Annotated in this window: 10 protein-coding genes; 1 reads left to right on the top strand and 9 read right to left on the bottom strand. The window is 42.4% G+C overall.

What is annotated here, in order from left to right; translation table 11 throughout:
- Window positions 1-352: 352 nt before the first annotated feature.
- The 9 genes from ACWPOD_RS08640 to ACWPOD_RS08600 form a co-directional block, all read right to left on the bottom strand.
- Window positions 353-895 carry a cell division protein ZapC gene (locus tag ACWPOD_RS08640; RefSeq protein ID WP_005396505.1) on the bottom strand — a complete coding sequence of 181 codons (543 nt, stop codon included), beginning with the start codon at window positions 893-895 and terminating at the stop codon, window positions 353-355.
- A 168-nt stretch (window positions 896-1,063) separates the two neighbouring features.
- Window positions 1,064-2,074, bottom strand: coding sequence for a quinone-dependent dihydroorotate dehydrogenase (gene pyrD, locus ACWPOD_RS08635; RefSeq protein ID WP_006743218.1), 1,011 nt, complete (start codon window positions 2,072-2,074; stop codon window positions 1,064-1,066).
- Between the two features lie 314 nt (window positions 2,075-2,388).
- The gene (locus ACWPOD_RS08630; protein WP_104974092.1) at window positions 2,389-7,230 is read right to left on the bottom strand and encodes an NAD-glutamate dehydrogenase; all 4,842 of its coding nucleotides are present in this window, start codon (window positions 7,228-7,230) and stop codon (window positions 2,389-2,391) included.
- Window positions 7,231-7,431: 201 nt separating this feature from the next.
- On the bottom strand, window positions 7,432-7,650 hold the full coding sequence (locus ACWPOD_RS08625; RefSeq protein WP_046876238.1) for a DUF2835 domain-containing protein: 219 nt from the start codon (window positions 7,648-7,650) through the stop codon (window positions 7,432-7,434).
- A gap of 64 nt (window positions 7,651-7,714) precedes the next feature.
- The gene (gene pepN, locus ACWPOD_RS08620) at window positions 7,715-10,321 is read right to left on the bottom strand and encodes an aminopeptidase N (protein WP_456231785.1); all 2,607 of its coding nucleotides are present in this window, start codon (window positions 10,319-10,321) and stop codon (window positions 7,715-7,717) included.
- A 228-nt stretch (window positions 10,322-10,549) separates the two neighbouring features.
- Window positions 10,550-11,215 carry a hypothetical protein gene (locus ACWPOD_RS08615; RefSeq protein ID WP_005396553.1) on the bottom strand — a complete coding sequence of 222 codons (666 nt, stop codon included), beginning with the start codon at window positions 11,213-11,215 and terminating at the stop codon, window positions 10,550-10,552.
- Window positions 11,216-11,410: 195 nt separating this feature from the next.
- Entirely contained in the window at window positions 11,411-13,417 is a 2,007-nt protein-coding gene (gene prc, locus ACWPOD_RS08610; RefSeq protein WP_225461688.1) for a carboxy terminal-processing peptidase, read from the bottom strand.
- Between the two features lie 17 nt (window positions 13,418-13,434).
- Complete coding sequence (gene proQ, locus ACWPOD_RS08605) at window positions 13,435-14,061, bottom strand: RNA chaperone ProQ (protein ID WP_046876216.1); 627 nt, start codon at window positions 14,059-14,061, stop codon at window positions 13,435-13,437.
- A gap of 97 nt (window positions 14,062-14,158) precedes the next feature.
- Window positions 14,159-14,632 (bottom strand): GAF domain-containing protein, encoded by a 474-nt coding sequence (locus tag ACWPOD_RS08600; protein WP_046876215.1) that lies wholly within the window; start codon window positions 14,630-14,632, stop codon window positions 14,159-14,161.
- A gap of 92 nt (window positions 14,633-14,724) precedes the next feature.
- Between ACWPOD_RS08600 and ACWPOD_RS08595 the strand changes: the two genes are divergently transcribed.
- Window positions 14,725-16,521 (top strand): ABC transporter ATP-binding protein, encoded by a 1,797-nt coding sequence (locus tag ACWPOD_RS08595; RefSeq protein WP_053807440.1) that lies wholly within the window; start codon window positions 14,725-14,727, stop codon window positions 16,519-16,521.

Below are 16,521 nucleotides of genomic sequence, written 5' to 3'. Positions count from 1 at the left end.
TTTGAGTATTTTTTATTCACGATCGAAATTTTGTTCCCTTGGAAAGAAGTGAATACTTATTTACATAAACTTTGGTATATACCAGGCAATGATTATTGATGTAAGTTACTTACATTTTTGCCTTATAGGGGAATAAATGGGGTCATTTTAAGCGCTAGGTTGCCTAGTTAAGGGAGTCATCAGATTGAAATAAGTAAAATAAAAGTGACCAGCTTCATGTTTGCATGCATAGAAAACATACAGTTTCATGGCTGATGGGGATCTAGTATCAAAGGAAAGGACAAAAAAAATCGACCTAACGAGGTCGACTAATGCAAACAAAGGAACGAAATAAAGAAAAAATTAAACAGGTTTACCCCACCATTGCCATAGGGGTTATTGCAAAGAGGTGATTTGCACAAGCCATGCGGTCATGCATTACTTTAATCGGCTGCCCAAACTGAAGCGCCTTATTGCCATCAAGCACAAACGCTTCTTGGTTAACATAAGCACATAAGCTCGACGTCTCGCCTGGTTCTAACACGATGAACATGCCATCAGAATATTGGTTTGTTAGAAAGACCATGTCCCCTTCTTCAGGCTCGTAACCTGAGGACTGTGCGTCAAAGAACCAGCTTTTAGGCTGTACAGGTTTATGAAAGCGCTTTGCCGCAACACAATACAGTGTTAACTCAGCTTGGCGGTATTCACTGATGTCGAGGCATCGAATACGTTCATTAAACGTTTGGAATGCACTGGCGTCATCAACGGTAAATTCATTGTTTGAGAAGGCACAGTTAACCAACAATTTTCGGGATAAATTGGTTTGGAAAATCATTTCCTCCCCCAGATCCAGCATTAAGCAAGCTTTTTGCTCGTCAAAATACCAATTCCATTTGTCGCTGGGTTTAAGCATTATTCCGTTCTCTCTTGACTAGTTAAATCAGTGGTAAAGAGGTAAGACGCTTAATTACCTACTCGTGATTTTTAAATTTTACAAACGAACGGATAAAAAAAAAGAGGAAACAAAGTCCTCTTTTTTATGTAATAGCTACTGATTTTTCAGTGGTTTTTGATGTGTATGTTAAAGATTCTTAACAATATCACGTACTAGGCCTGGGCCGTGGTAAATAAAGCCGGTGTAGACTTGAACAAGTTTAGCGCCTGCCATCAGCTTTTCTTTGGCTGCAACATAGGAATCCACACCACCAACACCGATAATTGGAAGTTTGTCTCCTAGCTCTTCATGAAGCTTACGTACGACTTCCGTAGAGCGTGATTGCACAGGGCGACCACTTAAACCACCTGCCTCATTGGCGTGTTTCATTCCTTCTACGATCGTGCGATCCAGAGTTGTGTTAGTCGCGATCACACCATCTATATTGTTTTTCAATAAAGAATCGCAGATTTGGCAGATTTCTTCGTCACTCAAATCAGGCGCAATTTTTAATGCTAGCGGGACGTATTTGTTGTATTTCTCTGAAAGTTCCGCTTGTTTCGCTTTTAATTCAGAAAGTAGTTCATCAAGCGCTTCACCATATTGAAGTGAACGAAGACCCGGAGTGTTTGGTGATGAGATATTAACCGCAATGTAGCCTGCGTACTCATACACTTTCTCCATACAAATCAGGTAGTCCTCTGCCCCTTTCTCAATTGGTGTGTCTTTGTTTTTACCAATATTAATTCCGAGAACACAGTTGAACTTTGCTTGCTTTACATTCTCGACCAAATTATCAACGCCTAGGTTGTTAAAGCCCATGCGATTGATGATACCTTCAGCTTCGACTAAGCGAAATAAGCGTGGTTTATCATTCCCTGGTTGCGGACGAGGTGTTACTGTGCCAACTTCGACAAAGCCAAAGCCCATGGCATCAAATGCTTCAATGCATTCACCGTTTTTATCTAAGCCAGCCGCAAGACCTACTGGGTTACGGAATGTTAGTCCCATACACTCAACTGGACGAGTTGGTAATTGTTGGCGGTAGAAGAGATCAAGTGGTGTGCCGTTAAAGCGTTGGAAGTTCTTGATTGCAAGATCGTGTGCCTTCTCGGCATCGAGTTGGAAAAAGCCAGTTCTGGCTAGACGGTAAAGCATTGTGCCTCCGAAAGAAAAAAGCCCCGTATAAACGGGACAATATTATTTACTGTTTTTCATCGTAATTCAATGAAAATGAATGTATTAAGTAAAAACCTATATCTTTCTAATATTTTCAAATATAAAACAAACAATTAGAGTAAGATTTCAACAATAAAATTTATAACTAACCACCCTAAAGCAATCGATTTCAGCCTATTTTAACTTCCCCGCTCCGTTACGCTGTAACTCACTCGGCGCTATAATAGAAAAGATGAGCAACAAAAAAGCCTCGCTAAATAACGAGGCTTTTACTTACAATTTGACTAACTCATCTACTCTTTCGACGAACAGTTGAGATTCAAGAGTACTAATTCTCGAAGTGCTACAGAAAACTTAGCAAATTCGTGGACAGAGCCAACTTTGAACTCATTCAAGATGCTTTCCCAACGGTGCAGTGATTGCTCGTTAGTTTCCATCCAATCTTCTAACGCTTTCATCACGTCTAGCTCTTCCGTTGCACAGCCGCAATTTAATACCTGAGCCGTAAGTTGACGTTGTTGCCAGTCCAGATCTTCTCGGAATGCAGCTCTTGCCAGTGCCTGCCAGTTATTATCAACGGCTTGGCTGTTAATTTGCTTCAAGAACCAGTGTAACGACAAACGGTCACCTAAGTTAAAGTAGAGCTTCGATGCTTGCTCAACCGTTTTACCTGTTTCACTCGCCACTGATGAGATATCCAGTGCAGATTGTAAGCTGGATAAACGAGCGACTTGATGTGCAAGTTTCTCTTCTACCCCTTTCTCAATCCACCCTTGAGCAAGTTCATTGTGTTCTTCTACTTCAGACTCAACCAGCATAGTGTCTAAGGTTTCAGTGATAACATTGACATCTTGCTTGTAGATAGCAATCAGCTCACCAACTGTGCATTTACCACTGCGGTTGCGAAGCAACCAACGTGCAATTCGACGTAGTGCTCGACGAACATAAAACATGATTTCGTACTGAGCTTGAGCTGTGGCGATATTATCGAGTTCACGAGTCTGCTTAAGAATTGCTTCTAGATCGAAAATTTCACGAGCCGCACTGTATGCGTTAGCAACATCGACAACACTTGCACCGGTTTCTTCTTGCAAACGAGTGACGAAATTACAGCCCATTTCATTAACCATCTGGTTAGCCAATGCTGTAGCGATAATTTCAGCTCGCAGTGGGTGATTAACCATTTGATCTTTATAGTTACGTCGTAACGCACTTGGGAAATATTCAACAAGCTGTTTCGCATGGAATTCATCATTCGCGATTTCATCCGTAACAAGTTGCTGTTTAAGTACCATTTTACCGTAGGCAACTAACACTGATAGCTCAGGGCGAGTCAGACCTAGTCCCTGTTTTTCACGCTCGATTAGCGTTTCATCATCAGGGATGTATTCGAGAGCACGATCCAAGTACCCTGCTTTTTCCATGGTATGGATGAATCGAATTTGTTCCTTAACAATGCCAACACCTTGCTGTTCAGTCACGGAGATCGACTCCGACTGACGGTAAGCATCATCTAATACAATTTCACCCACTTCGTCTTCCATAGACTCTAGAATTTGGTTACGTTGCTTAACCGTAAGATCGCCATTTGAAACCAGTCCATTAAGGAAGATCTTGATGTTGACTTCATTATCCGAACAGTCAACGCCACCCACGTTATCAACGAAGTCTGTGTTCACTCGGCCGCCAGTCAGTGCGTATTCAATACGACCAAGCTGAGTCATACCCAAGTTACCGCCTTCGCCAACTACTTTTGCTCTTAAGTCACGGCCGTCAATGCGCAGCATGTCGTTAGCGCGGTCACCAACATCCGTATGAGTTTCTGTCGAGGCTTTAACGTAAGTGCCGATACCACCATTCCAAAGCAGATCGACTTTCATTTTCAAGATCATCTTAATCAGATCATTAGGCGCTAAAGATGCTTTCTTAGTACCTAACATTTTCTGAATTTCTGGTGTCAACTGGATCGATTTTGATCGACGAGAGAAGATGCCACCACCTTGAGAGATCAAATCTTTATTGTAATCTTCCCAGCTTGATCTTGGCAGATTAAACAAGCGGTTACGCTCTTCCCAGCTGGTGGCTGAATCTGGATTTGGATCAATAAAGATGTGCATGTGGTTAAAGGCAGCTTGCAATCGAATGTGCTTCGATAACAGCATACCGTTACCGAACACGTCACCTGCCATATCACCTACACCGATTGCGGTAAAGTCAGTGGTCTGGCAGTTGATGCCCATTTCACGGAAGTGACGCTTAACAGATTCCCAACCACCTTTTGCAGTGATACCCATCGCTTTGTGGTCGTAACCATTTGAACCACCTGAAGCAAATGCGTCACCTAACCAGAAGTTGTACTCTGCAGAAACAGAGTTCGCTAGATCTGAGAATGTTGCTGTGCCTTTATCTGCAGCCACTACTAGGTATGGGTCATCTTCGTCATGGCGCACAACGTTTTGTGGTGGCACGACTTCACCTTCAATGATGTTATCTGAAACATCAAGTAGCGCACGAATAAATCGTTTGTAACAACGTTGGCCTTCAGCAAAGATCTCATCACGGGTTGTGAGAGATGGCTGGCGTTTACAAACAAAGCCGCCTTTTGCACCCACAGGTACGATAACGGTGTTCTTAACTTGCTGAGCTTTTACGAGACCAAGAATCTCTGTACGGAAATCTTCTTGACGATCTGACCAACGTAAACCACCACGAGCCACTTTTCCGCCACGAAGGTGAACACCCTCAATATCTGGTGCGTACACAAAGATCTCGAACGCGGGTACAGGCTGCGGAATCTCTGGAATATCGCTCGGTTTCATTTTCAAAGATAACCAAGGCTTAGGTTGCTTGCTTTCGTCTAATTGATAGTAGTTAGTACGAAGTGTCGCCATGATCATGTCGATGTAACGACGAATAATACGATCATCATCCAAGCTCTCTACACGATCCAACTGCTCTGTTAGCTTTTTAATCAGATCGTTTTGGCCTTTTTCACTGCCTTTGTGTTTCGGATCGAATCGCTTGGTGAACAGCTTGACTAGACCTGTTGCTAAGTCTGGGTAGTGGCTTAGCGTGTCTTCGATGTATTGTTGACTGAATGGGAAACCGACTTGGCGCATGTATCGAGCATAAGCACGAAGAATGGAAATCTCACGCCCAGATAGCGACGCACCTAGTACCAATCGGTTAAAACCATCACTTTCAAGGTTGCCCGCCCAAATTGCGGCAAATGCTTGTTGGAAACGATCACGAGCCTCACGAAGATCAACCGTTTTCTCGCTCTTATGCAGCATAGAGAAATCAAGGATCCAGAATGTCTGTCCGTTATTTTTCTCGATCTCATACGGTGATTCACCGATCACTCGTAAGCCAAGGTTTTCAAGCATTGGCATTACGTCAGAAAGATGGATTGGCTCATCGCGGTGGTATAACTTCAAGCGAACAGCTTTTGAATCCGCCCCCTCTTCTTGAGGTCGGTAGAACAACATGCCAAGTTTATTATCATCACTTAACGCTTCTAAGCGTTCAATATCTGCAACCGCAGAACCTGGCATCATGTCCTCTTTATATGAGCGAGGGAACGCACTCATGTATTCTTTTGAAAGAGGAAGGCCTTTGCTTTCACCAAAGTTAGCAATGATGGATTCTTTTAGTCTGTCATCCCAAGAGGTAGAAACTTCCATTAGGTTTTGCTCGATCTTTTTCACGTCTACGTCAATGTTGTTATTGTCTACACGAACAATGTAATGTGTTCTCGCTAGTGGGCTTTCTGAGAAGAACGTTGTAAATTCAACCTCTTGCTCGCAACCAAAGTACTGCTTAAGAATGCGTTGAGTTTGACGACGTAACTCTGTGTTGTAACGATCTTTAGTGACATAAACCATGCAGCTAAAGAAACGACCAAATGGGTCCTTACGAACAAATAAACGCAGTAGGTCACGATCTTGCATTTGTACAACACCCATACCCACCTCAAGCAGCTCTTCTTCATTTGCTTGAAGTAGTTCATCGCGTGGGTAGTTTTCTAAGATATTGTGCAATGCTTTGTATGAATACGATCCGTGACGATATCCGCTCGCTTCAAGGATACGGTCCACTTTTTCACGGATCAGAGGGATGCTTTGTACCGCTTGGTTATACACGGCAGAGGTATATAGACCAGTAAAGCGATGCTCACCTATTACTTTACCGTTTTCATCAAACTTCTTAATACCGATGTAATCAGTATAAGCTGGACGGTGAATACGAGATGCTTTGTTACCTTTTGTGATGATCAGAGCGTATGGCTTTTTCGCTTCTAACCGCGCTGAATCTGAAAGCTCAGATAGCTTGACGCTACGCACACGCTTGTCATCAGCAAATAGACCAAGTCCTTTTTCTTTAGCAGGAACAAGCTCGGTATCACCATTGACTTCTTCTAAGTCATAATCTTTGTAACCCATAAAGGTAAAATTATGATCTTCTAGCCAACGAAGAAATGCGATCGTTTCGTCCATACGATCCGTTTGGATAGAAACACGATCTTTATTTTTCTCAAGTTCATCAGTCACAAGCTTAAGCTTATCAACCATTTGCTTCCAGTCATCAACGACTAAACGAGTGTCAGATAGAATTTTTAACAGCTCTTCTTTAAGCGCTTGCATCTCTTCTTTACTAGTAAGGCGGTCTACCTCGATATGGAACAGTGATTGAAGAACACCACCCTCACCGTTTACGTCGGTAACTTGGCCTTTTTTATCACGCTGTATCTGTGTTGGGTTGTTTAACATTAGGTGGCAAACAAGGTCCAAACGCGCTAAAGCCATTTTGACTGAGTCCACTAAGAATGGACTATCTGGAACAACAATTTCTACGATTGTGTGTGTGGATTGCCAGCCTTGACGACTTACGGTCGGGTTAAATACTCGTACCGAAATCTCTTCTGGTTTTTTTTCATTGATATGGTGCCAAAGGCTGACGACAGCACCATAAAGATCGGATTCGTTTCGCTGAATCAGGTCATCATCAGCAATGTTACTGAATAAGTGTTGAGCAAGTTTAGTTACAAGCGTTTGGTGAGAAAGCTCGAGTTTGTCTTGAATCAGTTGGTAAACTTTTTCAAGCAGAACCGGCACTACATTTTCACGCGCGGTCATATTCACACTCCACATTAGAATTGTTGTTTTGTAGGGGGACTTAGTAGCTAGGTTGTTACCTTAGAAACTAAGCATAGGTAATGCATGTGCCCATTGTAAAAGCATAATTACAAATGTTTAACAACTAATCGTGGTGGTAAGAGGTGAAATGTCCGATTCTGTGACTAAGATTCCTATTTAACTCTCTGCAAATACAATGCATCACAGAGTTTCTAACTTAAGAAACTTATTATTTTGGTCAGTTGTTAGTCTAAACTGGCCTTTAATGCCTAATTGACTAAGAAATGGTCTGAATCGTGCGGCGGGTAACTGCAAACGTAAACCGTTATGTGTGACGACTTGAACAACACTTGCCGCGCCAGAATAATGGGATAAAAACGTTTGATATGAAATGTTGAGGTTGAAGTAGTAATAGTTCATGAAGTAAAAACTAAGTGACATAAACAATAAGGTGGCCTTAATGACCACCCTATTGTGTTGTTTACTATTCGTCTAGTGCTTTAGTCACTTTTTCGAATAAGTCTTTAGCAAGATTATCCATTGCTTTAAGCTTTTCAAGTTCTGCTTTGATCAAAGCTTGGCGACCTTCATCGTATTTACGGAACTTAAGCAAAGGATCAATCATTCTAGATGCGACTTGTGGGTTCGAATCATTAAGTTGGCGAAGGATTTCTCCTGCAAATTGGTAACCTGCACCGGATTTATCATGGAAACGCACAGGGTTAGCACTTAAGAACGAGCCAATCAAACTGCGCGTACGGTTCGGGTTCTTCAAACTAAATGCTTCGTGGTTCATGGTAGCTTTCACTTTTTCAAGTGCATCCTCTGCAGGATTGCTACCTTGAAGTGCAAACCACTTGTCCATAACCAAACCATCGTGCTTCCATTTATCGCTATAATCTGCCATTAGAACTTCACGACACTCAAGCTGTGCACTATTTGCCGCACTCATCGCTGCAATCGTATCTGTCATGTTATTTGCAGATGCGTATTGTGCTTTCACTATATCATTACCTTTTTCCGTATGTGCTAGGTATTGCAGACAACGGTTTCGCAATGCACGCTTGCCAATCGCAGCATGATCGATCGTGTACTCTGTTTGCTTCAGTGTATGATAAGTTGCACTTAGCTCATCTTCTAACTCTTGAGAAAGTGACACTGTAATGCTGTTTAGAACTTTGTCTACGGCATCGATGTCAATTTGCTGGTACCAGCCAGTAATCTCATTAATTGAAGGCAAAGAGAAAACTTGAGCAATGAAAGCTGGCTCAAGCGTCTCATCCAATAGCACACCACGAAACGCATCTATCACGCCTTCAGAAAGCGATACTTCTTGTCCGGCTTGAACGTTTTTCACGTTCTGACGAATGTACTTAGCCAATAGCATTTGGCTTGCATCCCAACGAGCAAAGTCATTCGTCGCGTGTTTCATCAAGAAGACTAATTCATCATCACTGTAGTCGTACTCTAGTTTTACTGGTGCCGAAAATTCACGCAACAAAGATGGCACTGGTTGTTCTTCAACATTCTCGAATACGAACGTTTGCTTATCTTGTTTAATATCTAATACGTTATGAACAGATTCACCGTTAATCAGCAACGGGATAACGTGACCTTTCGAATCGTACAGCTCGATATCAAACGGAATGTGCAGCGCTTGCTTCTCAGCCTGGTCTTGCGTTGGCTCCGTAAATTGCTCTACCGTTAGTGCGTAAGTTTTTGCATTGGCATTGTATTCGCTATTTACGCGCAGCGTCGGTGTACCAGACTGGCTGTACCATAGACGGAATTGTTTTAAATCGACACCGGTGGCATCTTCCATTGCAGAAACAAAGTCTTCACATGTGGCAGCAGTACCATCGTGACGCTCAAAGTAAAGTTTCATCCCTTTTTGGAAGCCCTCTTCGCCAAGGAGTGTATGGTACATGCGAATAACTTCGCTGCCCTTTTCATACACTGTTAGCGTGTAGAAGTTATTCATCTCAATGACTTTGTCAGGACGAATCGGGTGAGACATTGGGCTTGCATCTTCTGCAAACTGAGGGCCACGGATGATACGTACGTTATCGATGCGATTATCTGCGCGAGAGCCTAAGTCAGAAGAGAATTCTTGGTCACGGAATACGGTTAAGCCTTCTTTTAGACTTAGTTGGAACCAGTCACGGCAAGTGACACGGTTGCCAGTCCAGTTGTGGAAGTACTCATGACCGATTACAGCTTCGATACCTAAGTAGTCACGATCCGTCGCCGTTTGGTTATTCGCCAGAACATACTTTGAGTTAAAGATGTTTAGGCCTTTGTTTTCCATTGCGCCCATATTGAAGAAATCAACGGCAACGATCATGTAAATATCCAGATCATATTCAAGGCCAAAGCGTTCTTCATCCCACTTCATCGAGTTGATCAGCGATGTCATCGCATGGCCTGCACGATCTAAGTTACCTTTATCAACAAAGATTTCTAAATTAACACTGCGACCTGACATCGTTATGTATTTGTCACGCAGTACGTCAAAGTCCCCTGCGACAAGAGCAAACAAGTAAGCTGGCTTTGGATGCGGGTCCTGCCATTGAACCCAATGACGACCGTTCTCTGCATCGCCTTCTGCAATTCGGTTACCATTGCTCAGCAAATATGGATAAGCGGCTTTATCTGCGATCACTTTTGTCGTGTACTTTGCCAGAACATCAGGACGATCTAAATAATAAGTAATACGACGGAAGCCCTCGGCCTCACACTGAGTACAAAATGCGCCGCCTGATTTGTACAAACCTTCGAGTGCTGTATTCGCTTCAGGATCAATTTTGGTGACGATTTCAAGTTCAAACTCGGATGGAAGATCGGTCAGTACAAGCGATGATTCTTTCACTTCGTGATGAGCCCAATCCTCACCATTTACTTTTACAGCGCGTAGCTCAAGCCCTTCGCCATCGAGTTCTAGCGTTGTTATATCGCCTTTTTGAACAACCTTTGATATCGCCGTAACGATGGTGTCATTGTCATAAAGATCAAACGTAAGATCGATATCGGTAATCGCGTGAGATGGCTCTTGATAATCTTTACGATATTTGGCCTGGGGAGCTTGGGACATGAGCATAAATCCTTGTATGTCGAACAACAAAAATACCAGACTGCATGATCAAAAATGCAGTTCTGGTATCACTATATAAGCTATTTGTAGGGGTTGTGGTATCAGAATACAAGTCTTTCCATCAAAAAACGGAGCTTTTAGTGCTCTAGCTCCGTTTTTTGATTAACATTTAAACAACATTGACAATTTACCGTATGCTCGCGTAATTTGTCGTAGCAAGATAAGCTATCAAGGCGTTACCCGATTAAGTACCGCGTACATATCGCCATTTGAATCTTCAATCGTTAATTCATTTTTGTTGAGCTTATAGGTGGTCCCGTGCTCGCCATTTTCATAGAGCAAGACTAAATATTCATCTTCTGTGTAGAAAACACCTTGCTTGATTGATTCATCCCCTTCTTCGTTGGATACCCGAAACATAAACACGAAGTCAGGTTGAAGTATCAAATCCATATGGTTGATGTTGTTTGCCACAAGGCCATCTCCGGATACATAAGAGCTAGACCATATGCCCGCTAGCGAGTTAGACAACCCTTTAGTAAAAGTCACACCATTAAGATCAAGTGTATTGTGATTATTGCGATAGGCATAAATTTGCGGCTCATCTGTGTTTAAGCCAAGAACGATGGTGTCTTCATTGGCGTTATACAATCCTTCCCAATGATCGACAGAATAATCTTTCTTTTGAATATCAATAGAAAAGCTGTAGTCGGAACCCAGTGACAGTTTTATCGCACGAAAATTTTCAGCCGACTCTTCGGGGTTTGGGTTCATTAAATACCAGTCTCCGATGAGAAACGGCGTGTCAAAGTGACTTAATTCATCTTCTCTGGTGTTTTCTCCGCTAAACACACTAAAGCAGCAAAAGCTAAGTAAAATAAAGAACCATTTCATATCGGCATCCTTATCGTTTTCTTTTAGCTTAGGCAGTAGTCCTCACTTTCGCGAAATTTTAGATGTAGATCACGTAAATTATTGGGAAAAAATAAGCGAATATCTTACTTGATACTCAATACAAACAAAGATGAAAAGACATAAAAAAAGAGTGAGCCTGAAAGACTCACTCTTTTTACTTTGAATTGCCAGTTATTATGACTGATTTTTCTGCTTGAGCAGATCAACCATAATCGCGACAGACTCATCTAAATAAACATCAGGCGCTTCATAATCTTTAGGTATATCATCCAATGTTTTGAATGCTTCCTTACCTAAAGCAGCTTGACGCTCATTGATGCGTTGCAAACGAAGTGCTTCCGCTTTATCCGATTCAGCCTTACGAACTTTCTCGTTCAAAGACAACATATTATCGTCTTTTTCTTTACGATACTTCTCTATGTCTTCATTGATGAAACGGAATTCCATCTCATCAGAAATACGCTTGTTATGAAGAGCGGTGAGTTTTTCAACTAGTGCTTCGTTGCTTGGGAAGGTTTGATATTTTGCTTTATCAATCTGATCCCAAGGTAGTGCATTGTCTTCTACACTTTCACCCGTTTCAGAAGCTTCAATTGGTGTTGGGTACGAAATATCGGGTGCAACACCACGATTTTGCGTACTTCCACCGTCAATACGGTAGAACTTCTGAATCGTGTACTGAACGTAGCCTAGCTCTTTATCGAAAAGATCGTAGATATGATTCAGTGAACGATGCTGTTGAACCGTACCTTTGCCGAAAGAATTTTCACCTAAAATAATGGCACGATTATAATCTTGCATCGCTGCGGCGAAAATTTCAGACGCCGAAGCACTGTAGCGGTTAATCAACACCGTCAGTGGACCATCGTAGCTCACTTTTCCGTCAGTATCGGCGTTCACCTTAATACGACCATAGCTGTCACGAACTTGAACAACAGGACCTTCTTTAATGAATAATCCTGTTAATGCTGTCGCTTCCGTTAATGCACCACCACCGTTGTTACGTAGATCAACGATTACGCCGTCAACGTTTTTGGTTTTTAACTCAGCAAGCAGTTTATCGGTATCTTTCGACAAACCGACGTAGAAACTTGGCACTTCTAAAATACCAATCTTCTTACCATCTTTTTCGATGATCTCCGACTTAACTGCGCGATCTTCTAGGCGAACTTTGTCACGAACAATTGTGACAATGTAACTCTTCGCATCGTTACCTTCTGGCAAGATCTGTAGATTAACCTTTGTGCCTTTTGGGCCTTTGATTAATTGAACTACATCATCCAGACGCCAACCGATCACGTCGACAATCTCTTCACCGTCTTGTCCAACACCGATGATTCGATCCCCTTCGCCAAGCTGCTTGCTCTTCGACGCAGGGCCACCAACAACAAGTGAACGAATTACTGTGTAATCGTCAGTCATTTGTAAAACAGCACCAATGCCTTCCAGAGATAGGTTCATTTCCGATTGGAATTGCTCAGCATTACGTGGAGAAAGGTAGCTAGTATGAGGGTCGACTTGTCGGGCGAAGGCATTCATATATAACTGGAATGCATCTTCGTTATTAGTCTGTGTGATCCGCTTCATCGCGTTGTTATAACGCTTCTCTAAAACTTCTTTAATCTCTGGCCATTCTTTGCCAGTCAGTTTCAGATTTAACGCGTCATATTTCACGCGCTTACGCCATAACTCGTTGAGCTCCACTTCGTCTTTTGGCCATGCAGCTTCAGAACGGTCTAACTCTATCTCGTCATCAGTATCAAACTTGATCTCTTCGTCGAGTAGCGTTAACGCATAAGCAAAGCGCTCGAAACGCTTTTGCATTGAGAGGTTATAAACATCAAAAGCAATTTGGTTGTTACCAGCTTTTAGCTGATCATCAAGCTCAATTGACCAGTCTTTAAAAGAGTCGATGTCCGCTTGAGTAAAAATATTTCTATTATAATCAAGCAATTCTACATAGCGTTCAAAGATCGCTTTGGAGAAATCATCATTGAGGCTGAAATGCTTATAATGAGAGCGGGTAAATCGAGAGGTGACTCGTTTGCTAGCTGTTTCGTGCTGAACTTCAGGAGCGAGAACCGGCAAGTCATCTTTATGTAGTTTGGCTTCGAGAGCCTGAGCTGATGCTGCTAGCCATAAGCTAGCAGCAATCAGTGTCACTTTTGAACGGCAATTCATGCGTAGGAGTATCTCCTTTATGCGCGCAAGTGCTCCGCTTTCACAACCATTTGTAGGCCGTTAGCAAGTTGAACACGTACATCATCCTTATTGATCTCAACAATGGTCGCTGCCATGTTTCCTTTGCCCATGTTCACGTTAACTGCGTTACCTACTGTGATTTCGTCAGCATTTAGAGCGCGCGTTTCTACAGGCTTAGTTGTTTTTTGTACTTTTGGTTTGTTAGTACGACGAGGCTGTTGAGGCTTTTTAGCCGCTGGTTTCGCTTTCGCCTTACCCTCTTCACGAGCTTTTTGTGCTTGTTCTTTACGACGAGCTTGAACTTTTGCCTTGCTTTCTGCAAGTGTCGCTTTCGCGTGTTCAACGTGCTCTTCTTCTAGCTCACCACAAGGGTTGCCGTCTAGGTCTACACGTACTGCACCTGGTTTTACACCATGTAGGTAACGCCATGATGAAGTGTACTGTCTTAACGCTGCACGAAGCTGTGTTTTGCTTACTTTTTCGTCTTCACTTAGACGTTCCGCAAGATCTTGAAAAATACCAATTTTCAGAGGTTTTGCTTCACCTTCTAAAGTAAAGCACTTAGGGAAACATTCAGCAATATATGCAATAACTTCTTTGCTGTTTTTTAACTTTTCAGTCATGAGGGGTCCTGATTTGAGCGGATTTCCGCGAGCATTAAGAAAAAATATTCTCGTATTATAGTGACATGCCAAGGAAAAACCACACTCGAAGGCTAATTTATGCGTCGTTCGCGTGTGAATTAAGCAGCTTTTCTACTTCAGCCATGAAATGAGTGAGACCTTCTTCGTCTGTTTCATTGAATCGACCAATACTTGGGCTGTCAATATCAAGGACACCAACCACCTTTCCATTAATAGAAAATGGAATCACAATTTCTGAATTGCTCGCTGCATCGCATGCTATATGTCCCTCAAATTCATGAACGTCGTATACTCTTTGTATGGTGTTAGTTTTTGCAGCAGTACCACAGACACCGCGACCCATAGGAATGCGGACACAAGCTGGTTTTCCTTGGAACGGACCAAGAACGAGCTCTTCACCTTTTGCTAGGTAAAAGCCAGCCCAGTTAAGATCGTCCAATTCCATGAAAAGCAGTGAGCTCAAGTTTGCTAGGTTAGCAATAAAGTCTGGCTCAGACTCAATTAGAGCAACGGCTTGTTTGGTTAGTCTATGGTATTGTTCTATGTTCATATTAACTTCCTACTTACTATAAAAGCTTCCATTCTCACTGTATGGCGCTAAAATGCAGCCCTACTTTATAATAGGACTTATTCTCAATTACAATGCTTCTGAAAAATGACACTATTAGCCGTTCTTGGTTGATAACACAAGTAAAAAAGCACAAGTCCAAGCTTATCATAGCGAACTTGATAGCGGTGCTTGCAACCTTGATTAGTGTTCCAATCCCCCTTCTCATGCCGTTGATGGTTGATGAGGTTTTATTGGACCAACCAGCAAAAGGCTTAGCTGCTATGAATGCCATTCTCCCTGAAGCGTGGCACACTCCGACGGGTTATATATTTTTCACTCTTTTCTTGGTCGTCCTGATGCGAGCTGCAAGTCAGGGGTTAAATATCCTTCAAAGCCGACAATTTACACTTGTTTCTAAAACGATCACGTTTGAGATGCGCAGTAAAATGATCGACAAGCTTGGTCGTATCAGCATCCGCCAATACGAAACCAAAGGCAGCGGAGGCATCAACGCCCACCTTATCACTGACATTGAAACCATCGATAAATTTATTGGTTCTACGTTAGCAAAATTCGTTATCAGTTTTTTAACGGTCATTGGTACTGCCATCGTTCTGCTTTGGCTCGACTGGCGACTTGGTCTATTTATTCTGCTAGTTAACCCTATTGTCATTTACTTCTCACGTAAACTAGGAAGTATGGTTAAACATCTGAAACGGAAGGAAAATCATTCTTTTGAAATTTTCCAAAACCGTTTAGTTGAAACATTAGATGGCATTTACCAGCTGCGCGCAGCCAATAAAGAGCGAGAATTTCTCCAACAACTCAAAGACAGTGCGAACCAAGTTCGTGTGGATGCAGACAAGTATGCGTGGCAATCAGAGGCGGCAGGTCGCGTCTCTTTCCTACTCTTCTTAATCGGTTTTGAGTTATTCAGAGCCGTCGCCATGCTGATGGTCATGTTTAGTGACCTCACTATTGGTCAAATCTTTGCTGTTTTTGGTTACCTATGGTTTATGTTGTCTCCTGTTCAAGAGCTGCTCGGCATTCAGTTTTCTTGGTACAGCGCGAAAGCTGCGTTAAAACGCATCAACGACTTATTAGTATTAGAAGAAGAACAAAGACCAGTACCTAAGGTAAATCCTTTCAAAGAAGACAGAGAAGTCGATGTTAAAGTAGAAAACGTAGACTTCTCTTATAATAATGAAAACAAAGTTCTAGATAACCTTTCTTTACATATACCGGCAGGAAAGAAAGTGGCGCTAGTTGGTGCGAGCGGAGGCGGTAAGTCGACCTTAATACAACTACTTATTGGGGTTTATCGTCAAAACTCCGGTAGCATTCGCTTTAATGATGAATTAACAGAAGATATTGGTTTTGAAGTAATTCGCGACAAAATTGCCGTGGTATTACAGCAACCTATACTATTTAACGACACCTTGAGGCATAATCTAACGCTCGGTGGGAATTTTGACGAAATGTCACTTTGGCGAGCACTCGAAGTTGCTCAGCTGCAAGATGTTATTTCTCAACTGAACCACGGTTTGGATACTCAAGTTGGCCGTAACGGCATTCGTTTGTCAGGTGGTCAACGACAACGCCTTGCCATCGCAAGAATGGTGCTGAGTGATCCTCAATTTGTTATTTTAGATGAAGCCACGTCTGCGCTTGATACCGCTACTGAAGCGGCATTGCACAAAGCATTGACTGAATTCTTACGTGGTAGAACAACATTAATCGTTGCGCACCGTCTATCAGCCGTAAAACAAGCCGATTTGATCTACGTGCTTGAAGATGGAAAAGTGACGCAAACAGGTACTCATGGTGAGTTAGTTGAGCAAGAAGGCTTATATCAAACCTTATATGGGGGCATACAGTCCCACGCTTAA

Source organism: Vibrio sp. JZG120 (assembly GCF_053890955.1).
The sequence above is the reverse complement of the archived record's forward strand: the minus strand, read 5'-3'. Positions and strand labels throughout refer to the sequence as shown.